The organism is Chryseobacterium sp. FP211-J200 (assembly GCF_001643375.1).
GTDB lineage: Bacteria > Bacteroidota > Bacteroidia > Flavobacteriales > Weeksellaceae > Epilithonimonas > Epilithonimonas ginsengisoli.
The window spans coordinates 1-21,560 of record NZ_LSHB01000004.1 but is presented as its reverse complement, the minus strand read 5'-3'; the positions used below and the strand labels follow the sequence as shown (position 1 = coordinate 21,560).

Below are 21,560 nucleotides of genomic sequence, written 5' to 3'. Positions count from 1 at the left end.
TGTTTAATATTCACTGAATAGCAATAAAGTTTTTCACATCTCAAATACCTTAAAACAGTGGTTTTTTCTTAAAAATAATACGTCCGAGTTCAAAGAATGATATGAATAATATCTCATAGCTTGTGGAATAATCGATTTTGTGGTTAACTTTTTTTGTTAAAACCTTACTTGATCACCATCATCTGACTATGCAGATTCTCGATATGCAGGATTCTGGAGAACGGACTGCTGATGTTTTTCAACTCTTCTTTAGCGTGGATGTAGGTGTATCGGGAAGCGATATTGTACATATTGGAGACCAGTACCAACCAACATTCTTTGGCTTTGGAATTATAAAGTTTGTACTTGCTGTTCTTCTTTTCAATCACTTGGCGGATCTTCTCGGAATGTAGCTCATCGAACAAGGAAAAACGGTACTCCAAAAACAAAAGAACGCCCTTATGATGGGGCGTTCTTCTGATATGTTTGACAAATTTGGTATTCTTGTTATTGGTGATCGCGGACGATATTTCTTTGATCAATTGCTCTGGCTGCTGGTAAAAATCCTCCTGATGATAATCGATGCTGAGGTAATAGATCCCGGAAAGACTTTTGTAATCCGAAAGCAAAGCTTCCACTGTTCGAAAGATATGATTGATGTAACTTTCCTTTTTCTTGAGTTCAAAATGATTGATGATCTCCGAAACCTCAACACCGATGCTTTTTCCTTGATAATTGATGATGAAATCCGGACTCTCGCCTGTCAGATTTTCGATTTCTATATCTGGATAATGAGCAAATAAAGTACTGAGCAAAAGGAGCTCTGTCTTCTTCTGATATTCCTCCCGCTCGTGCAGATTGGCACTGCCGATGGTGTCATACCACTTTACCAGATTGTCCGATCTGCCGGTTTTGGAAGCCATACAAACGTCCAAATTCTTCTGAAGGTCTTCACAATATATCATCTTGATTTTATTAGAAATTAAACCTGTTTAAATTTAATAAATAATTGATTACAAAACACTTATATGAATTAAATTTAATAATAAAGAAAACAAAAACAAGTAGAAAGAATAAAGGTAAAGAACCGATACAAAATCAGTAAAGCTTCACAAACAAGCAATGACAGTGGAATTCCTGATCGGATAAATGAATTTTTCCACATTATAATCCCGTAACTGACTGTACAAAAAACTAATTGTTATATTTGCAGCCGTATAGACAAGACCTTAAAAATAATAATACGAATGGATTTTAAAAACTTCAAGATGCCCTACAGCATCAATCCAGATTACACCAAGAAAACAGCTTATTTCTCCATGGAATTTGCGATAGACCAAGCGCTTAAGATCTACAGCGGTGGTTTGGGATTCCTTGCAGGTTCTCATATGAAAAGTGCTTACAATTTGAAACAGGATTTCGTGGGAATCGGGATCTTGTGGAAATATGGTTACTACGACCAAAGCAGAAATATGGATCAAACCCTGAATCCGATCTGGACCAAGAAAATGTACAGTTTCTTAGAAGATACGGGCATCAAATTCCAGATCGAGATCCACAACGCTCCGGTTTGGGTAAAAGTTTGGTATTTGGCTCCAGAGACTTTCAAAACTTGTCCAATGTTCTTCCTGAGCACAGACGTTCCTGAGAACGATCACCTGTCAAAAACCATTTGCCACAAATTATACGACGCCAACGAATCTACCAAAGTGGCGCAATACATCCTTCTTGGAAAAGGTGGTGCAAAACTTTTGGACGAAATGAATTTTGAAAGAGAAGTTTACCACTTGAATGAGGCGCACGGATTGCCGGCTGCATTTTATCTATTAAGAAAATATGGTGGCGATCTGGATAAAGTGAAAGAAAAATTGGTCTTCACAACACACACACCAGAAGAAGCAGGAAACGAAAAACACAACATCCACCTTTGCCACGATATGTCCTACTTCTGCGGATTGACAATCGATGAGGTCAAAACCATCGAAGGCGTTCAGGATGACAGGTTCAACCACTCGCTTTGTGCTTTGAGAATGGCGAGAGTTGCGAATGGCGTTTCCCAGTTGCATGGTGTAGTTTCCAGAGAAATGTGGAACAAGTATCCGGGCATCTGCGAGATCAAATCGATTACCAACGCTCAGGAATTCAAATATTGGTCGGACAAAGCACTTTATCAACATAAAGAGGATGGCGACAACGAGGAATTTGATATCAGAAAAGCATACCTTAAGAAAAGAGCTTTCCGTATCGTTGCAGACCAGAACGGAAATATGTTCGACCCGAAAGTCCTTACCATCGTTTGGGCAAGACGTTTCGCAGGTTACAAAAGAGCCGATCTACTTTTGGCAGACAAAGAGCGTTTCAGAAAAATGCTATCTAACAAAGAACATCCGGTGCAGATCATCTGGGCAGGAAAACCTTACCCGATGGATTACGGCTCAATTTCAACTTTCAACAATTTGGTTGAGGAAAGTAAGAATCACAAAAACATGGCCGTCCTTACAGGCTACGAATTGTCATTAAGCAAAGCTTTGAAGCAAGGTTCGGACATTTGGTTGAATAATCCAAGAGTTCCAAGAGAAGCTTCCGGAACCAGTGGAATGACCGCTTCTATGAATGGATCCGTCAACCTATCGACTGATGATGGCTGGATCCCGGAATTTGCGAAACACGGCGAAAACTCATTTGTAGTGCCTAAAGCGGATTACGACAACTGGCCAACGATAGAGCAAGATAATTTTGACCTCAATAATCTTTATGATGTTTTGGAAAAAGAGATCATCCCTGCTTATTACGAAAAGCCAGACCAATGGAGAAAGATCGTCCACACTGCGATGGATGATGTAAAGATCCAATTTGGAAGTGATAGAATGGCTGATGAATATTACAAGTTGTTGTATTAATTCCTCGCCTAGATAAATTACTTAAGCCTTTCGGATTTTCTGAAAGGCTTTTTTATTTGAATTAATTTTTTAATTTAGTTTCTAGAAACACACCGATCATGATCTTCGATTTTCTTTTCCCAAACCGCTGTCTGGATTGCAATCAATTGATTGACAAGAATGAGATCGTTTGCGAGATCTGCAAAGACAATATTCATTTTTCCCATCATCAATTCTCAGAAAATAATGATTTGAAGGAAAAGGTTTCTCTCCTTTTCCCTGTTGAAAATGCATTTTCATTGATGCTGTATGAAAAGGAAAGTCTAGCGCAAAAGATCATTCATCAATTGAAATATAACCATCGGGAAAAGATCGGGAAGAATCTCGCAGAATGGGCCATCGAGAAATTAAACTTCGAAGATAAAAAGCCAGATCTGATCGCTACAGTTCCACTCCATCCCAAAAAACTAAAACAAAGAGGCTACAATCAACTTCATATTTTTGGAAATGAATTGGCAAAGCATTTTCAAATTCCAATCAGCCATTCTCTTCTTCAACGAATAAAACATTCCAAAGCGCAAGCAAAGAAAGACCAGAACGAACGCCTGAAAACAAAAAATGCCTACCAGCTGACCGAAAAGATCCATGATAAACACATATTATTGATCGATGACGTTTACACCACCGGAAACACAAGCTCAAATATCGCTTGGGAAATCCTACGCAATTCCGAAAATGTGAGAGTCAGTTTATTGGTGATGGCAATGGACATGTAAATATAAATAAATGGTTGATAGATGATAATTGATGAGTGATCGATCATCATCTATCATTTATCGTTTATAATATTTATCTCTGTAGTTTTTCGCCATAAGACAAATCGCCTGCATCGCCCAAACCTGGTGTGATGTAGCCTTTTGAAGTCAGACTTTCGTCCAAAGCACCGATCCAGATATTTGCTTCAGGATAAGCTTTTTGGATGGTTTCTACACCTTGCCTGCTTGCAATCGCGGCAACGATATGGATTGAAGTTGGTTTTCCATTAGTCAAAAGATCTTTGATGGCTTCAATGAGTGAAGCGCCGGTTGCCAACATTGGATCAGCTACAATGAGTGGACGATTGTCCAATTTCGGGCAAGTCAGATAATCTTGTTTGATGGAAAAATAATCGTTGATGTCATGTTTTCTATAAGCAGCTACAAATCCGCAATCTGCTTTATCAAAATAATTGAGAATCCCTTGGAATAATGGAACGCCAGCTCTAAGAATCGTGGTGATCACTGGTTGTGTTTCGATTTCTTTTACGGCGATCTTCTCAAGTGGCGTGGTGATCTCTATGTCAATGAAATTCAAAGTTTTGCTGATCTCGAAAGCGGCAATTTCGCCGATGCGTTCCATATTTCTTCGGAATTTTAAACGGTCATTTTGTACCTCAACATTTCGAAGGTCATTGATCCAGGAATTCACTAGTGAGAATTCTTCTGATAAAACTTTTAGCATTTCGTCTATTTTGTGGGTAAATATCGTAAAAATTTGGAAACTGTTTAAATTTGGTTTCAAATTATTTTAAATGAAATTCATTATCTAATGATATCTTGATTGTTACAGGTCGCTCCTCTGGAGCTTTGTCGTATTGTTGATTTCTGTTCTATTAACAGGTCGTCGCTCTGCGACTTTTTTAGAATAGCTTTTTAATAATACGAATTTTTAAATCTTGAAAGATGATGGAAAACCTCAACCTAGCCCCGATAGGAACGGCATCCTTTTTTGTTTTTCTGTGGCTCACGTGGTTTGGAATGACAAATGTTGAGAAAAACAAAAAAGATATAGTGGATAGCGGGTTGGAATGGTGAATAGAAGTTGAAACGTGATGCTCCTAAAATAAAAAACCCTCTCGAAGTTTGAACTAAGAAAGGGTTGCTTTTTATTTTTGTCTGAAGTAGATCTCGATCGGAACTCCGGTGAAACCAAAGTTTTTACGAAGTTGATTTTCAGTGAATCGCTTGTAAGGCTCCTTCACATATTGCGGAAGGTTGCAGAAAAATACGAACTGTGGCGATGGTGTTGGCAACTGCACACAATACTTGATCTTGATATATTTTCCTTTGTTGGATGGCGGTGGCATTGCTTCGAAGATCGGCAACATCACTTCATTTAGTTTGGAAGTTTTGATTTTCTTTTTACGGTCTTCGTAAACGACCATTGCCATTTCTACGGCTTTCAGGATCCTTTGTTTCGTAAGAGCAGAAACGAAAAGAATGGGAATATCATTGAACTGACCGATTTTGTCTCTGATGGATTGTTCAAAATCACGGATCGTGTTGGTGTGTTTGTCCTCGATGAGATCCCATTTGTTGACAAGTATCACGATTCCTTTTCTGTTCTTCTGAGCCAGTCCGAAGATGTTCATATCCTGAGATTCCCAACCTTGCGTGGCATCAACCATCAAGATCACGACGTCGGAATACTCGATAGAACGGATGGATCTCATTACCGAATAGAACTCCAGATCTTCGGAAACTTTTGCTTTACGACGCATTCCAGCCGTATCTACCAACACAAACTCGTGTCCGAATTTGTTGTACAACGTTTGGATACTGTCTCTTGTAGTTCCGGCAACATCGGTAACGATATTTCTTTCCACATCGAGAAGTGCGTTCGTCATTGTAGATTTTCCTACGTTTGGACGACCTGCGATGGTAATTTTTGGTAATCCTTCGAATGGATCTTTGTAATCCGTTGTCGGGAAATCTTTAACCACCTGATCCAGCAATTCTCCAGTTCCTGAACCTGTTGCTGAAGATAAAGTAAAATATTTTTCAATGCCTAATTGGTAAAACTCGGTTGCAGGAAGTTCCTCTTTCGAAGAATCTACTTTGTTTACCACCAAGTATAAAGGTTTGTTTGATTTTCTTAATAATTCGAAGATCTCCTGGTCTGTGTCTGTAAGTCCGTCGTCAACACTTACCATAAAGATGATGGAAGTTGCTTCGTCTACAGCCAACTGAACTTGCTTGCGGATCTCCACCTCGAAAACGTCGTCTGTTCCTACGTCATAACCACCTGTGTCAATAACGGTAAAATCAACGCCGTTCCAGTCAGATTTCCCGTAATGACGGTCTCTGGTAACGCCGGCAGTAGAATCTACGATGGCTTCTCTTCTTTCTAATAATCGATTAAATAATGTGGATTTTCCTACGTTGGGACGCCCAACGATTGCGACAATATTTGACATAAATTTGTTTCTTGGTCTCAGCTCAGGTTAAGAATCATTGAGCGTAAGACTTGGTTAAGAATGGGTTACTTCGACTTTCGAAGCCCAAAATTTTTGCAAATGTACGAAAATTGTGGCTTGGTTGGGTTGAAAGTTTTGAGTTGAAGAGTGTTTGATTTAATTCTAAAATTTTGAATGCAAAGTCTGCTAAGATTTTCTGTTTTATTGAAAATATTTTGAGGTTCGCAAAGACACTTCGACAGGTCCAGCATAAACAACAACCTCATCAAAGATCTTCATGTTTTAAATAGAATAGTTTATCCGAATCAGTGAACTTGAATCTTTATACCTTTGCCCTGTTTCTTGATTTTAACTTTTGGACGAGAATTTGTTATATCTAATTTAAATATAAACTATGAAAAAAGTATTAATTGTTCTCTTGGTGGCTTTTATAATGATCCAGTTCTTTCAAATTGACAAGGTGAATCCTGCAACCAATGACGGGATGGATTTTATTAAAATTAAAAACACGCCTGAACCGATTGCAAACATTATCAGAAACTCTTGCTACGACTGTCATTCGAACGAAACCAAATATCCGGCTTACAGTTACACACAACCCGCCGGTTGGCTTTTGAAAAATCATATTGATGAAGGCAGACTGGAACTTAATTTTTCAACATTTGCAACGTACGATGCCAAGAGACAAGCACATAAGTTGGAAGAAGCTGCTGAACAAGTTGAGCAGAAAAAAATGCCTCTGGAAAGTTATACACTGGGACATCCGGATGCAAAACTGACAGATGAGCAAAGAAAACAATTGGTCAATTATTTCAGAATGATCCAAAAACAGATCCAACAAGCCAACGCCTTATGACAAACGAAATATCAGCAAGTTTCAAAGACAAAAACATCGTTTTCTACGATGGCGAATGTGGATTCTGCAACCATTGGGTGCAATGGATCTTGGAAAAAGATAAAAATGACAAGTTCTTGTTCTCCTCATTACAATCCAAATTTGGACAGAGATTCTTGAATGAAAGAAATCTTCCTAATGAAGTTTTTGACACACTTTATCTTTGGAAACCCGACAGTTTTTATTTGACCAAATATCAGGCAATCTTGGAAATTGCTTCAGAGATTGGTGGAATTTATTCTTTGGCTTCGATTGGAAAAATACTTCCGGATGCAATTGGGAATCAATTTTATAATCTCGTTTCCAGAAATCGTAAAAAGCTGGCTGCAAACCAATGTTTTTTGCCGAGTGCTGAACAGAGGAAAAAGTTTATTGAGTCTTAAATAAAACAAAAAAACACGTAATATATTTTTACAATATATTTGAAGTAAATAATTAACTAAAAATTGACATTACGAAGTATAATCAATAGACCTTTATCAATTATTTTTCTCTATTTTGCATCTGTAAAGGAAATCTATTGAAAAGTCTCTATTGTTTATGGTTTTTTTTGTTGTCTTGGGTGACTGTGTTTTCCCAAACCGTCGACATCGACAATCGTCTCGAAATCAATCAAAAAATAGAGAACATCATCCTTCAGAATAAAGATTTTGGCAAAGATACAATCAAACTCAAATCCTATCTATCACCACTTTTAAGATCGTCTGACAAAAGGTTACAGTCTGTTTATTACAATCTACTAGCGAACGGCGTTTCCAAAGCTATCGACAAAGTCAATCCCAGAAGTGACCAATATTATAAAAAATCTATTGAAACGGCGAAAGTTGCCAACCACTCTGGATTAGAAATATGGGCGCTGGTGAACTATGCGTTTTATCTGTATGATTATACTAAAATGTCGGAAGCTCTTGAGATCTATATGGATGCTGACCAAAAGATCCATAGGACCAATCCCGAACAACTTATTTTCCCCAGCCATTGCTACAAGAACCTGGGTTTCTTTTTCGGGACAATTGGTGACACCAAGGAAGCAATCAGTTATCTGAAGAAAGCGGCAAAATACGCCCAGCCGAATTCACGAGAAATGGCGATGATAAAAGACAATCTCGGTTATTATCACATTAGTCTCAATGAGTTTGAAAATGCGGAAAAATACCTTTCCGAAGCGGGAAACATTGCTTTCCAGATCAAAGATTACGAACGATATGCTAAAGTTCTTGGTAATTATGGAAGCTTGAATTACAAGCAAAAAAATTATCCTGCTGCAATCAACTTTTTTCAACAAGACCTTAAATATTCTAAGCAATCAAAGGCTGACAAAAATACGATGTACTGCCTGATAGAACTAAGCAAGGCACTAATAGACAACAATCAGATCACGGAAGCTAAAGATAACCTTAACGAATCCATCAGCTATGCGCGCTCCAAATCGTATTACATGAAATTCGAGAAGGAGATCGAAGAACTTAATCTAAAGATAGCTGTAAAAGAAAAGAATGTTCCTAAAGAATTACTTTCCAGAAGAAGATTGGACCAACTGGATGATTCCCTAGCTTATCTGGATAGTCAGAAAAATCTGGATCGAAATAATATTCTGGCTCAGAAAGAACGCTACTCTAGCAAACTAAGTCTTGCGAATGCGCAATATGAAAGAGAGCAGCTCAAAACAAATGCTTTCATCGTGATCGCTATTCTACTTTTGATCTTGATCATTCTCATCATCTTCATCAACAAAAGACAACAGCACAGCCGAAAGACCAGATACGAAAGAAAAGTGCTTCAACTTCAGCTGGAAAAACTAACCTCCGAACAGAAGTTGAGTGATGCTCATTTTACATTGGATTCCATGAATGTCTATCTTACTGAAAAAAATCTACAGATAGAGCATCTTAATAAAGAAATCCATCGGGTTCAAAAGCAATCTTCCTACTCTATTTTGGAAAAGGAAGAGCAAAAATTACAGACGTTGCTAGACTCACATCTGATGACCGATGAGAATTGGCAAAAATTCAAGAAGGCGTTTCAGAATGAGCAGTCTTTTTTCTACAACCAGCTGATTTTGGATTTCCCAGACCTTACAGAATCTAATTTGAGGATCATCCTTCTGTCCAAGCTCGGACTGTCTAATCCCGACATTTCTTCACTACTTGGCGTGACACTAGATGCAATAAAAAAAGCCAAGCAAAGACTACGAAAAAAAATTGGCTCAGATTATGATTCTATCTTGTCAGGAATTTAAATTCCATTTTCATTTCCTAAGCTATTTCTATCAAAATCAATTATACTCAATTGGTTTTCAAAAATTGTAAGTTTATATTTTTATATTTGCACATTATGGATTATAATACCGACAGAACACAACTATTAATGCCCGAATATGGGCGCAACATACAGCAGCTGGTGGAGCATTGCAAAACCCTGCAAACCAAAGAGGAAAGAAATGAGATGGCGCTTGCCATCATCGAGTTTATGGGGCAGAGAAATCCACATCTTCGCGATGAGGAAAACTACAAGCACAAACTTTGGGACCATTTGTTTATTTTGGCAGACCACAACTTGGATGTAGATTCTCCCTATCCGGTACTTTCCGCTGACGATCTGATAACGAAACCTAGAAAAATGGATTATCCTTCTTTGGATAACGCCTACAAGTTCTACGGGAAAAGCATCCTGCAATTGATAGAAAAAGCAATTGCACTGGAAGAAGGCGACGAGAAAGAAGCCTTGACCCACGTGATCGCCAACAATATGAAAAAGTCCTACAATGTTTACAACAAAGAACACGTGCAGGATGATGTGATCTTCCGTCATTTAAAGGAACTTTCGAATGACAAATTGGACCTTACCACTTTGGAATCTCTGGAAAGAAGCAAGATCTACTACGCAGCCAACAGAAACAATAACAACCGGAACCCAAACAACAACAGCAGGAACCCCAATCAAAATAATAACAACAACAGAAGGAATAACTTCCAAAACCATAAAAACAAGAGAAAATAATGAGTAATGCGTTCGAAATAAGAGGAGGAAAAAAACTAAGCGGAGAGATCACACCACAAGGTGCGAAAAATGAAGCTTTACAGATCCTTTGTGCTGTTTTGCTGACTGAAGATGAAGTGCGAATCAGCAATATTCCGGATATTAAAGATGTCAACAAATTGATCGACATCTTACAGGACTTTAATGTAAAAGTTACCAAAAACGGAAAAGGAGATTACACTTTCAAAGCTGATGAAGTCAATTTCGATTATATAAAATCTCAGGAATTCAAGAAAGATGGCGCAAAATTGAGAGGCTCTGTAATGATCCTGGGTCCGATGTTGGCCAGATTCGGTGAAGCTTATTTACCAACACCTGGAGGAGACAAGATCGGGAGAAGACGTTTGGACACGCATTTCCAAGGTTTTGTGGAATTGGGAGCAGAATTTACTTATGATGAGGATGAAGCTTATTATTCTCTAAGAGCCAAAGAACTGAAAGGAAAATTCATTCTTCTAGAAGAAGCTTCTGTAACCGGAACGGCAAACATCGTGATGGCAGCCGTTTTGGCAAAGGGTAAAACCAGTATTTATAACGCTGCGTGCGAACCTTACCTTCAGCAACTGTGTAAGATGCTGAACAGAATGGGCGCCAACATTACAGGAATTGGATCAAACCTTTTGACTGTAGAAGGTGTTGAAAAATTACACGGAACAGACCACAGAATGTTACCAGATATGGTAGAGATCGGTTCTTGGATCGGTTTGGCAGCAATGACCAAATCGGAGATCACCATCAAAGATGTGAACTGGAATGAGTTGGGCGTGATCCCAAATACTTTCAGAAAACTAGGAATTGAATTGGAACAGAGAGGCGACGATATCTATATTCCGTCCCAAGAAAATTATAAGATCCAAAAATTTATCGATGGATCCATCTTGACAGTTTCAGATGCACCTTGGCCAGGCTTTACGCCAGATCTATTATCTATTATTTTGGTGGTCGCAACTCAGGCCAAAGGTTCTGTTTTGATCCACCAAAAAATGTTCGAAAGCCGTTTGTTCTTCGTAGATAAATTGATCGATATGGGCGCGCAGATCATTCTTTGCGACCCGCACAGAGCAACTGTAATCGGAATGAATCAGGAAACGCCTTTGAGAGGAACTACACTGGTTTCTCCAGACATTAGAGCAGGAAATGCACTATTGATAGCGGCTCTTTCCGCAGAAGGAAAATCAATCATTCAAAACATCGAGCAGATCGATCGTGGTTATGAAAACATCGACGAAAGACTGAGAGCAATTGGCGCAGACATCAGAAGAATCGAACAGTAATTGCTAATTCTAAGTTGTCAGTTGACAGCTTATCATTTATAAAAAATTAAAGGAAGCTCATTATGAAGCTTCCTTTGTTTGTTGTAGGACTGGTATTTTGCAACTCATCAGTTTATATTCACCAAGGTAATTTTCAATCTTATCTATTTCGTCATCCGTTATATTCAGAAGAAGTTTTACGTTGCCGAAGTTATTGCCATTCAGATATTCGATATGGGCGTTCACGATCTTGTAGCTGACCTTGTAATGGTTGTAGATCGTGTAAAGCAGGATGTCGAATCTTATTTTACCATTCAGTTCTATTTCCAGGATTATTTCCTTTGCGGGCTTGTGAAAGAAGCCTCCTTTCTGCGTTTCTTGTGGATAGATCATAATTGAATATTTTTTTGGTGAGTTGATTTGTTATTTAAATTTATTTTGGATGGGAATCACAATGAATTGATAAAGATAGCAGCCGACGCAAACTTTGAAAAAACTTTCCAGACTTGCTAAGATGATCAGCAGAAATCCCACTGCGAAAGCTGAATCATAGTATCCATTAAGCATTAGTAAAAAAACTAACAATGTAAAAAGAGAACCCAAGGTCGCCGCAAATCTTTTCGGTGCAGCGAAGATTGGTTTCGCCTTCCATCCAAATATTTTCGAGATCGATTTTGAAAAAAGGGCTAAAGGAGAAATTGATAAGCCTAAAGCCCTCATAATAAAATCAAAAACTAAGAGTAATACCAAATACGGCCACTTGAAAAAAAGGGCGACCGCAAGAACAATGACTACAAAAAATGCCGTTGATCTAACTGTATTTTCGTCCGTGTAGAATTTATTTGATTGATCCATTGTTCCTAAAATTTTTAAATAAAAAAAGCTCTACCGGAAAGGTAAAGCTTATGACATATTCTCTCCTATCCAATGATCTACTTGGAGTTACACATTATGATTTGAGAGAAGATGCGGTTCATTTAATTCTAATTCTGTTGCAAATATATAAATTATTTAATTCCCACCAAATAAGTATGAATTAAATTTAAAAAAATTTTATTTGAGTTCTCCGATCTTACTCAATTTTTCAGAAGCCGCTAAACCATTTGGATTACAACCAGGTTCGCCTTCTGGAACTTTCAAGTTTTTATCCTGATAGAATTTTTCCCAAAACGCATTGGTTTTATTTGTTTTTGGATCGATGAAAGTCATTGGTTCCAATGTGAAAATCTGATTCGCACGAAACGCTCTCTCCACAAAATCCGAGCAGTAATAGGAATGATCATCCAGAATATAATTGAAGTTATAAGGCTTCCCAACCAAAGTTTCTGCCTTCGAAACCGAATTTGGAATTGCAGATTTGTATTCAGATTTCAAACGGTAAACATCAATTTTTTGTCCTAGTTTGGTCTGTTCTTTTAAGAAGTGATTCAGTTTCTGTTTCTGAGAACCTCCTTTTGGAGTAGCGTGAAGCACATACAAATTGTCAGATTCTTTCTTCACGATTCCGATATGGTCATAGGAAGTTTTCTTTTCCGTTTGCGTCACATTGTTGATCGCGCCAGACAATCCTGTTTCCACAGCTGGCACAAAAAGCAGATCTCCGTTTTCCAAAATTGAGGTATTGTAAGTTTTACAACTTAATGTCAAAAAGAACAGAAAAAGTAAAACTGATTTTTTCATAGCTGCAAATATAATTGAAGATTCAAATTACAGGAAACATTTACTTGTTAATTTTTTGGGCAGCTATTTCCGTCTTCCACTCCCAATCTTTTTTGCTCACGTTTTCAGTTTAGTTGAACGCATTGACCAAGCAAAAAAGGATTTCCGTTCAAGCCGGGCTGCAGCTTCGCCATAATCACGATTTGTCATCAAATCACATTCTTTCGAATTTTGAAAACTATCAACTGACAACCAAAAAATCACTATTTTTGTACCTCAAAGTCAATAAACAATGCCGAAAATATCTCAGCGCGCTCAACATATGCCCGCGTCTCCAGTTAGAAAATTAGTTCCATTTGCAACAGCCGCAAAACAAAAAGGAATCAAAGTGTATCATCTCAACATTGGTCAACCCGATATCGAAACACCTGAAACTGCGCTGGATGCAATCAAAAATAACCACCTAAAAATCTACGAATACGCACTTTCCGAAGGTAATTTGGAATACAGAACTGCGCTTAGAGATTATTACCATTCTCTAGGATTCACAGACCTTACAACAGATAATTTCATCGTGACAAATGGCGGTTCAGAAGCTTTGAACTTTGCCATTTCCACGCTTTGTGATGATGGTGATGAGATCATCATTCCTGAACCTTATTACGCGAACTACAATGGTTTTGCAGGAACTTTCAACATCAATATCGTTGCTGTTCCTTCGACTATCGATACAGGATTTGCTTTGCCAGCAATCGAGGAATTTGAGAAAAGAATTACAGATAAAACGAGAGCAATTGTCATCTGTAATCCTGGAAATCCAACTGGATATTTATATTCAAGAGAAGAACTTGAACAATTAGCTGTGATCGCTAAAAAACACGATATCGTCATTATTTCTGACGAAGTGTACAGAGAATATGTTTACGACGGCGAGAAACAGATCTCCATGTTCGAATTCCCAGAAGTTGCAGACAACGTCATCGTCATCGATTCAGAATCCAAAAGATACTCAATGTGTGGGGCGAGAATTGGTTGTTTGATCACACGTTCCAAAAAAATCCACGATGCTGCGATTCTTTTTGCCCAAGCAAGATTGAGTCCAGTTCTTTTGGGACAGATCGCTGCAACCGCCGCGCACAAAAACGATGCAGAATATATTGCAAAAGTAAGAGAAGAATACAAACAGCGCCGTGATCTTTTGGTCGGATTATTGAATGAGATTCCTGGTGTGATCTGTCCGAAACCAAAAGGTGCCTTCTATTGTGGTGTAGAATTGCCGGTTGATGATACAGAAAAATTTGCACAATGGCTTTTGGAAAGTTATTCCAACAACAACGAAACCGTTATGGTTGCGCCAATGGGTGGCTTCTACAGCGAGCCTGAATTGGGAAAGAAACAAGTGAGAATCGCTTACGTTTTAAAACAAGAAGACCTGAAAAGAAGTGTGGAGATCCTAAAAGATGCAATCACGCAATACAATTCTGAATTTAATTAAAAAAAATACAATGATGAAAATAATCAAAATTGGATTCGTCCTTTCTGCTTTGACTTTCTTTTTGCTAAGTTGCAAAACGACTGCTCAAACGACTTCGGCCATCAAATCGGTTTCGTACAGACATACGATGGGACGAGGTGGTGCTACATCGATCAATGCGACAAAAGATTCTTTGGAATCATCTGCAAGAGGTGGCAGAACGGCGGAATTCCCAAGTTTTAAAAAGAAAATAAACCCGAAGGATTGGACAAAATTGGTGGCAGGACTTGATATTTCACTTTTGGAAAAAACCCAAAGTGGAGAAATACGTGGACATTATGACGGTCCAGATCAGATCTTCACCATCGTAACAGATTCTAAAGAATATGAATTCTACAACGTTCCTGCCGAATCTCCTGGTTACAAACAATTGGAAAAACTAAAGACCGATCTGGAAAAACTACTTCCTCAATACAGATAATGACAATTCAAGAAAAAGTTTCTCTTAAATCTTACAATACATTTGGCGTAGATGCTGATGCAAGATATTTTGCCGAAGTCAATTCCGCAGAACAACTTACAGAAGTTCTAAAACACTCCAATCCTCAAAATCCCTTGCTCTTCTTAGGTGGCGGTAGCAACTTGCTTCTGACAAAAAATTTTGAAGGTTTGGCAATTCGGTTGAATCTGAAGGGAATTACCGAGCAGATCATTAATGATAATGAAGTTTTTGTCACTGCAAACGCTGGCGAAAACTGGCATCAATTCGTAATTTTCTGCTTGGAGAAAAATTATGGTGGATTGGAAAATCTATCATTGATCCCAGGGAACGTCGGAACTTCGCCGATGCAAAATATTGGTGCTTACGGAACCGAGATCAAAGATATTTTTGAGTCTTGTAAAGTGCTGAATCTGGAAACTTTGGAAATGGAAATATTTGACCTTGACAAATGCAGATTTGGCTACAGAGATTCGATTTTCAAGCAGGAAGGAAAAGGGAAATATGTCATTTTGGAAGTGACTTTCCGATTGACCACAAAAACCCACAGGATCGATGTCGAATACGGCGCCATCCAATCGGAATTGGAAAACATGGAAATCATCAATCCTACTATCCAAGATGTTTCCAAGGCGGTTATCAATATCAGACAAAGCAAATTGCCAGACCCTAAAGAAATCGGTAATGCCGGGAGTTTTTTCAAAAACCCAACAATTCCGCTCGCTCAATATGAAACTTTAAAACAGAAATTTGAAAATATCCCGGGTTATCCAAGCGGCGACTTGGTGAAAGTTCCTGCAGGTTGGCTGATAGAACAATGTGGCTGGAAAGGCAAGCAAATCGGAAATGTAGCTTCGCATAAATTGCAAGCTTTGGTCATTATCAACGCTACGGGAAACGCCACTGGAAAAGAGATTTTCGATTTCTCTACCATGATTATTGATTCTGTGAAGGAAAAATATGGGATTGAGCTGGAGCGGGAAGTGAATATTATTTAAAACATAAAAAATGAAAGTAGATATTTGGAGCGACACACGTTGTCCGTTTTGTTTCATCGGAAAAAGAAATTTTGAGAAAGCACTTCAAAAGTTTTCTCAGAATGATAAAGTCGTGGTCAATTGGCATTCGTTTCAATTGGATCCAAATATGAAAACCGATTTGAGCAAAAATCATTACGAATATCTATCTGAGGTCAAAGGTTTTCCGATGGCTCAAATTATGCAAATGCACGAAAATCTGATTCAATCTGGGAAAAATGCCGGCATCGATTTTAATTTTGATGAAGTGAAAGTTTCTAATTCTTTCAAAAGTCAAATGCTGGTTCAATTCGCGAAAGAAAAAGGAAAAGCTGACGAAATGGAAGAACTTCTTTTCGAAGCTTATTTCAAACTAGGAAAAGACATTGATGATGTTGAAGTACTTTCTGAAATCGGAGAAAAAATGGGATTTTCAAAAGATGAAATAGCAAAATCTCTACAATCCAAAGAATTATCAGAGTTAGTAAATAATGACATTACCGAAGCTTCAAATCTTGGAATCCGAGGTGTTCCGTTTTTTGTATTCAATCAAAAATATGCGATTTCCGGAGCTCAGCCAACACATTTATTTTCCGAAGTTCTGGAAAAAAGCTGGACAGAATTTTCTGAAAACGATTCCAAATTAAAAATCATTGAAGAAGGCGATTCCTGCGACGTGGAAGGAAATTGCTAATCAATAAAAACAAAAAACACAACTATGAAAATCGCAGTTTTAGGAGCCGGAAATATGGGCATTTCGTTTTCAAGGTCGTTCTTGAAATATGAATTGATAAAACCGCAAAACCTCCACCTCATCACCAGAAATGAGAACAAAAAATCCAAAATAAAAGAATCTTTCCCCGACTCGGAGATCTCAACTTTTGAGGAAATCAAAAATCTGGAGGCCGATTTGATTATCATCGCTGTGAAACCTCAGGATTTTACTTTCGTTGCGGAAAATTTGCCTTTCAAAATTTCAGAAAAATCTTTGGTTTTATCGATAATGGCGGGAATTTCTATCGAAAAAATTCAGAAACTTTTGAATCATAAATTCGTGGTTCGAGCAATGCCAAATTCCCCTACGCTTTTGGGAATGGGAATCACGGGTTACACGGCTGCAGACGGAATTTCTTTCTCAGAATTAATGAATGTCGAACGATTATTGAATTCGACAGGACGTTCAGTTTATTTGGAAGATGAGAGCCTTTTGGACGGTGTAACGGCACTTTCTGGAAGCGGACCTGCGTATTTCTATTACATCATCGATGCGATGATAAAAGCCGGGACCGAAATGGGAATCGATGAAAATCTGTCGAAATTATTCGTAAAACAAACAATGTTGGGCGCTTATCACCTTATCAATAATTCTGATAAATCTTTGGAAGAATTGATCAAAGACGTCGCATCCAAAGGCGGAACAACAGAAGCTGCGCTCAAAACTTTTGAAGAAAACGAATTGAAATCAATATTGACAAAAGGAATCTTGGCTGCGGAAAATCGTGCTAAGGAATTGAATAAATAGATTAAGTTAGAGAGTTTGAGAGTCGGAGAATTCGAGTGTGTCAGTCTGAGGCTCTCGAAGCCCAGATTCTGTAAATCCAAAACCCAATTGCAACGCCAACGGTATTCAGAATGATATCATCAATATCGAAAACACCGAGTCGTGTGAAATATTGGAGACTTTCTATCAGAATTATTGCGAAAAGAAAGTTGATGATCAAAGCTTTAAAATCGTTGAGTTTCGGAAAGATAATTCCTAGAAACCCAAAAGGTGTAAACATGATTATATTCCCGAAAACATTGATGACAATCGTTTTCCACAGAATCGTTTCCTTCACAAAGCTAAAAGTCGAAACAAGCGGTGAAAGTCTTACAATATTAAAATCATACTGACTTCTCCCGAATCCGAAAAACATCAGATACAACAGAAAAATGGTGTAAAACGGAATTGTAATTTTATAAAATTTCTGGAACATCTCTGCAAAATTACAGATTCTAATGTTCAAATTATTGCTGTTGCTGCTGTTGTTGCTGTTGTTGCTGAATTTCCAAAAATCGGCGGTAAGAATTATTATCCAAAGTCTGCTCTATCACTTTTGGATTTTCCCTCACATACATTGGCACAATCGGCAAACTGGTTTTTTCTTTGGTATTTTCATTGGTGATGATGACGGAAACGCTGAGAATGTGATTGGAAAGACCTTTGTAAGTTCCTTTCACAGGTGTACAATCGTTGAAATCTCTTCCGATCGCAATTTTGATATGACGATCGCTTACCCAGCAATTATTCGTAGGGTCATTTCCCAGCCAGCCATAACCCGGAATATAAACTTCGACCCAAGCGTGCGTTGCGCCTTCACCTCTAAGTTCCTGATTACTTGGGCTAATATATCCACTCACGTATCGAGAAGGAACGCCTAACATTCTCAACATCGCCAAAAGCAAATGGGCGAAATCCTGACAAACGCCGGCTTTAAGTTTCCAGATTTCATCAATTTCTGTTTCATAATCTGTGACGCCTTGTTTGTAGGCAAAATTCTCATAAATGTAAGTGGAGAGTTCTGTCGTGGTTTCCATCACAGACAATTCTGGTTTTGCAATATTTCTCACCGCTTCGAAAATCTCATCTTTGCTTTCAATCTTTTCCTGACGAACAAAATCCACATAAGGAAACACCTGACTTTGTTCCTTCACATCTTCCCATTGCGTTATGACATCCATATCGATGATTGGCAGCTCTATCGGATAAGTTTCCACGACCAACTCTGATTTGATCTCCAGAAAATTATGAGGTTCTACGATTGTAAATACGCCAACTTTATTAGTGAAAAAATCAAAGTAAAAATCAAGTTTAACGTTTGGAAAAAGGCTCAATTTCTGACTGATGACTTCCTGAAAATCATTACTCAAAGGCGACAGGATAATTTGATTGGCACTATCTGTAACAGGCGATGGATATTGGTATTTTGTAATATGTAAAACGTTGAAAACTGGCATTTTTATTAATAATTGATGGTTGATAAGTGATAAATGATTAATTGCTATTTGTGAGTATTTTAACTATTAGATCTTCAGAATCAATCCGAAAAAACTTTGATTAAAGACATTCACAACTTCGTAAACATCGGATTCTATTTTCGCCAGAAATTGCATTTTTTCATCTCTGCTTCTAGGATGTCTCGTGAACTGGACATTCGCAATACATTTCCCTATGAAGAATTCCACAGATTCGTCCTTTTCCTCAGCATTGCTATTGGCTTGCAAATGCTTGGCAAATTTTTCAATCTCCTGAAGACAGTAAGCTATTGAATTTGGAAACAAAGGCTCGTAAATGATCTGGTAAAATATCCTTTCCTTTTCCATCATTCCCAGATTGTTCCGAAGATAAAAATCATAACCACTGACTGAACTTAGAAAATACCGCCAGCTGGAATAATCATTATCCAAAAGGTCCTCGCCGTACAAAAGCCATTGTTTACGGATAAGATTGATGCCGTTCAGGATCCTTTCAACATATTTCCCCAACTCTATAAAACAGTAGCCAAAATCTCTCGCCACAGAATTATCAATCACGCCATAATAAACCATCGCCTGCTTTACCAAAGCATCGAAAACACTAATTGGGTCGCCATATTTAGCTTGTCGGATCAGACTTTGATCCTTCATCTGATGGTGAAAATCGTTGAGACATTGCCAAACATCTTTGTTGATATGATCCTGCGCACTTCTCGCATTTTCCCGCGCTCTGAAGATATTATTGGCGATAGAAGAATCATTTTCGATATCAAAAAGTGCTTTGGAAAGTAGATTCCCAAAACTATGGTCATTATCCTCGACCTTAATTTGATATTCATCACAAAAATTTTCCCAACTTTCTGTGGAAGCGCCGTCCTGATAAGCGATATATCTGGTATGAAAAACTTTGATCTGGAAATTGGACCGCTCCATATAACGGCTCATCCAAAAGATATTCTCTGCAACTCTACTTAACATTTTTCTGAGTTTTTGTTTTTAAGAAAAATAATTCATCATTATAATTTAATCTACGACCCAAGTATCTTTACTTCCGCCACCTTGTGAGGAATTTACGACGATGGAACCTTCCTTCATCGCCACTCGCGTCAATCCACCGGGAACGATATCGATTCCGTCTGGGCCGTACAAAGCAAAAGGACGCAGATCCACTCGTCTTGGTTGCAAAACACCATTGATATAACACGGCGAAGTTGATAGCTTAATAATTGGCTGGGCTATGTAATTTCTTGGATTCAGGTTGATCTGTTTTGTGAATTCTGCGATTTCCTCGTCAGTTGCAACGTCGCCGATCAGCATTCCGTAACCGCCACTTTCGTTGGTTTTTTTGATGACCATTTTATCCATATTCTCGATAGCGAATTTCCGTTCGTCCATATTTTCCATTCGGTAAGTTGGAACGCTTTTCAGGAGTGGTTCTTCGCCTAGATAATATCGGATCATATCGGGAACGTAAGAATAGATCGCTTTGTCATCGGCAACACCATTTCCCATTGCATTCACGATGACCACATTTCCTTTTCTGTAAGAATGATACAATCCTGGAACACCTAGAACACTCGTTTTTTGAAAGACCAATGGATCCAAAAACTCGTCATCAACTCTTCTATAGATGACATCCACTTTTTTGAGTCCTTTCGTCGTTTTCATATAGACCATATGATTCTGGATCACAAGATCGCGACCCTCTACCAATTCGATTCCCATTAATCTCGCTAAAGTCGTGTGTTCAAAATAAGCGGAATTGTAGATTCCTGGTGTGAGAAGAACGACATTTGGTTTCGCACTGATCTGTCTTCCGAGTGAGAGTAGATTTTTAATTAATAGATCAGGATAATTATTGACTTGTTTTACTTTGATGTTCGGCAAAATATTGGGGAAAAGTCGGTAACTCATTTTGCGGTTCTCGAGCATATAACTTACTCCCGAAGGCGTCCTGAGATTATCTTCCAAAACATAATAACTTCCGTCGTTGTCTCTGATCAGGTCGATTCCGCTGATGTGGGTGTAGATATCAAAAGGGACATCCACATTGATCATTTCCCGAAGATAATTCGGACAGCTGTATATTAATGACGATGGAATGATCTCATCTTTTAAAATGAATTGCTGATGATAAACGTCCTTCAGAAATATATTCAAAGCTTTCAAACGTTGCTTGATCCCGTTTTCTATAAATTCCCACTCTGCCGACTGGATGATCCTGGGAACGATATCAAAAGGAAATATTTTCTCGATACCTTCGCCGTCATTATAAACAGTGAAAGTGATGCCCTGCGTCATAAAAAGTTTTTTGGCCAGTTCACTTTTCTGGTCCATTTCGGAAACATCCAGTTTCTCAAACGAACGGATAAATTCCTGATAGTGCTTCCTAATAAACGCCTCGGACATCATCTCATCAAAAACGTTTTCCAATGGTCGATAATGGTTCAATAGATCTCCAGTCATATGACAGTTTTACATTAATTAAACTAATATATAAATTTAAAAGGGTTATTTTATTAATTTTTATATTATTTTTAATTCAAACCCATAAAACAAAGGGGTCAAATTACATGATTTATTAAAAATAATCTGAAAACACTCGTAGTGCATTATT

22 protein-coding genes are annotated in these 21,560 nt (G+C 38.1%); 12 read left to right on the top strand and 10 right to left on the bottom strand.

Translation table 11 applies throughout. From position 1 onward, the window contains the following. Nucleotides 1–164 precede the first annotated feature (164 nt). The gene (locus AXA65_RS01345; RefSeq protein WP_063968343.1) at nt 165–944 is read right to left on the bottom strand and encodes a hypothetical protein; all 780 of its coding nucleotides are present in this window, start codon (nt 942–944) and stop codon (nt 165–167) included. Between the two features lie 282 nt (nt 945–1,226). Here AXA65_RS01345 and glgP point away from each other — a divergent pair, with 282 nt between their 5' ends. Both glgP and AXA65_RS01335 read left to right on the top strand, forming a co-directional pair. Beyond that, nucleotides 1,227–2,879, top strand: coding sequence for an alpha-glucan family phosphorylase (gene glgP / locus AXA65_RS01340; RefSeq protein WP_063968342.1), 1,653 nt, complete (start codon nt 1,227–1,229; stop codon nt 2,877–2,879). A gap of 98 nt (nt 2,880–2,977) precedes the next feature. Then, the gene (locus AXA65_RS01335) at nt 2,978–3,634 is read left to right on the top strand and encodes a ComF family protein (RefSeq protein ID WP_063968341.1); all 657 of its coding nucleotides are present in this window, start codon (nt 2,978–2,980) and stop codon (nt 3,632–3,634) included. 73 nt (nt 3,635–3,707) lie between these two features. Here AXA65_RS01335 and upp read toward each other — a convergent pair whose 3' ends face one another. Both upp and der read right to left on the bottom strand, forming a co-directional pair. After that, nucleotides 3,708–4,358, bottom strand: coding sequence for a uracil phosphoribosyltransferase (gene upp, locus AXA65_RS01330; RefSeq protein ID WP_063968340.1), 651 nt, complete (start codon nt 4,356–4,358; stop codon nt 3,708–3,710). Nucleotides 4,359–4,782: 424 nt separating this feature from the next. After that, entirely contained in the window at nt 4,783–6,093 is a 1,311-nt protein-coding gene (der, locus tag AXA65_RS01325) for a ribosome biogenesis GTPase Der (protein WP_063968339.1), read from the bottom strand. A gap of 394 nt (nt 6,094–6,487) precedes the next feature. Here der and AXA65_RS01320 point away from each other — a divergent pair, with 394 nt between their 5' ends. From AXA65_RS01320 to murA, 5 genes are all read left to right on the top strand, one after another. Beyond that, nucleotides 6,488–6,949: a heme-binding domain-containing protein gene (locus tag AXA65_RS01320; protein WP_063968338.1), complete on the top strand. Its 462-nt coding sequence runs from the start codon at nt 6,488–6,490 to the stop codon at nt 6,947–6,949. After that, entirely contained in the window at nt 6,946–7,371 is a 426-nt protein-coding gene (locus AXA65_RS01315; protein WP_063968337.1) for a thiol-disulfide oxidoreductase DCC family protein, read from the top strand. The genes AXA65_RS01320 and AXA65_RS01315 overlap by 4 nt, the downstream gene beginning before the upstream one ends. A 137-nt stretch (nt 7,372–7,508) precedes the next feature. Continuing rightward, entirely contained in the window at nt 7,509–9,227 is a 1,719-nt protein-coding gene (locus AXA65_RS01310) for a tetratricopeptide repeat protein (RefSeq protein WP_063968336.1), read from the top strand. Between the two features lie 95 nt (nt 9,228–9,322). After that, nucleotides 9,323–9,988 carry a DUF4290 domain-containing protein gene (locus AXA65_RS01305; protein WP_063968335.1) on the top strand — a complete coding sequence of 222 codons (666 nt, stop codon included), beginning with the start codon at nt 9,323–9,325 and terminating at the stop codon, nt 9,986–9,988. Then, nucleotides 9,988–11,301 (top strand): UDP-N-acetylglucosamine 1-carboxyvinyltransferase, encoded by a 1,314-nt coding sequence (gene murA / locus AXA65_RS01300; protein ID WP_063968334.1) that lies wholly within the window; start codon nt 9,988–9,990, stop codon nt 11,299–11,301. The genes AXA65_RS01305 and murA overlap by 1 nt, the downstream gene beginning before the upstream one ends. A gap of 60 nt (nt 11,302–11,361) precedes the next feature. Here murA and AXA65_RS01295 read toward each other — a convergent pair whose 3' ends face one another. The 3 genes from AXA65_RS01295 to AXA65_RS01285 form a co-directional block, all read right to left on the bottom strand. Further along, nucleotides 11,362–11,673 carry an NIL domain-containing protein gene (locus AXA65_RS01295; RefSeq protein ID WP_063968333.1) on the bottom strand — a complete coding sequence of 104 codons (312 nt, stop codon included), beginning with the start codon at nt 11,671–11,673 and terminating at the stop codon, nt 11,362–11,364. Nucleotides 11,674–11,703: 30 nt separating this feature from the next. Beyond that, the gene (locus AXA65_RS01290; protein ID WP_063968332.1) at nt 11,704–12,135 is read right to left on the bottom strand and encodes a DUF4395 domain-containing protein; all 432 of its coding nucleotides are present in this window, start codon (nt 12,133–12,135) and stop codon (nt 11,704–11,706) included. A 198-nt stretch (nt 12,136–12,333) separates the two neighbouring features. Next, complete coding sequence (locus tag AXA65_RS01285; RefSeq protein ID WP_063968331.1) at nt 12,334–12,960, bottom strand: YiiX/YebB-like N1pC/P60 family cysteine hydrolase; 627 nt, start codon at nt 12,958–12,960, stop codon at nt 12,334–12,336. Nucleotides 12,961–13,231: 271 nt separating this feature from the next. Here AXA65_RS01285 and AXA65_RS01280 point away from each other — a divergent pair, with 271 nt between their 5' ends. From AXA65_RS01280 to proC, 5 genes are read left to right on the top strand one after another with little or no spacing between them, the layout of a single operon-like run. After that, a complete protein-coding gene (locus AXA65_RS01280; RefSeq protein ID WP_063968330.1) occupies nt 13,232–14,434 on the top strand; it encodes a pyridoxal phosphate-dependent aminotransferase in 1,203 nt (400 codons plus the stop codon). Nucleotides 14,435–14,444: 10 nt separating this feature from the next. Beyond that, nucleotides 14,445–14,894 carry a hypothetical protein gene (locus tag AXA65_RS01275; RefSeq protein WP_063968329.1) on the top strand — a complete coding sequence of 150 codons (450 nt, stop codon included), beginning with the start codon at nt 14,445–14,447 and terminating at the stop codon, nt 14,892–14,894. After that, complete coding sequence (gene murB, locus AXA65_RS01270) at nt 14,894–15,910, top strand: UDP-N-acetylmuramate dehydrogenase (RefSeq protein ID WP_063968328.1); 1,017 nt, start codon at nt 14,894–14,896, stop codon at nt 15,908–15,910. Before AXA65_RS01275 ends, murB begins: the two co-directional genes overlap by 1 nt. Nucleotides 15,911–15,920: 10 nt before the next feature. Then, entirely contained in the window at nt 15,921–16,622 is a 702-nt protein-coding gene (locus AXA65_RS01265; RefSeq protein WP_063968327.1) for a DsbA family protein, read from the top strand. 24 nt (nt 16,623–16,646) lie between these two features. Further along, nucleotides 16,647–17,450 (top strand): pyrroline-5-carboxylate reductase, encoded by an 804-nt coding sequence (gene proC, locus AXA65_RS01260; RefSeq protein ID WP_063968326.1) that lies wholly within the window; start codon nt 16,647–16,649, stop codon nt 17,448–17,450. Nucleotides 17,451–17,490: 40 nt separating this feature from the next. Here the strand turns inward: proC and AXA65_RS01255 are convergent, their stop codons facing one another. The 4 genes from AXA65_RS01255 to AXA65_RS01240 form a co-directional block, all read right to left on the bottom strand. Further along, entirely contained in the window at nt 17,491–17,904 is a 414-nt protein-coding gene (locus AXA65_RS01255; protein WP_063968325.1) for a VanZ family protein, read from the bottom strand. 31 nt (nt 17,905–17,935) lie between these two features. After that, on the bottom strand, nt 17,936–18,925 hold the full coding sequence (locus AXA65_RS01250) for a transglutaminase domain-containing protein (RefSeq protein ID WP_063968324.1): 990 nt from the start codon (nt 18,923–18,925) through the stop codon (nt 17,936–17,938). A gap of 66 nt (nt 18,926–18,991) precedes the next feature. Beyond that, entirely contained in the window at nt 18,992–19,921 is a 930-nt protein-coding gene (locus AXA65_RS01245; protein ID WP_063968323.1) for an alpha-E domain-containing protein, read from the bottom strand. A 45-nt stretch (nt 19,922–19,966) separates the two neighbouring features. Next, nucleotides 19,967–21,409, bottom strand: coding sequence for a circularly permuted type 2 ATP-grasp protein (locus AXA65_RS01240; protein ID WP_063968322.1), 1,443 nt, complete (start codon nt 21,407–21,409; stop codon nt 19,967–19,969). Nucleotides 21,410–21,560: the final 151 nt, after the last annotated feature.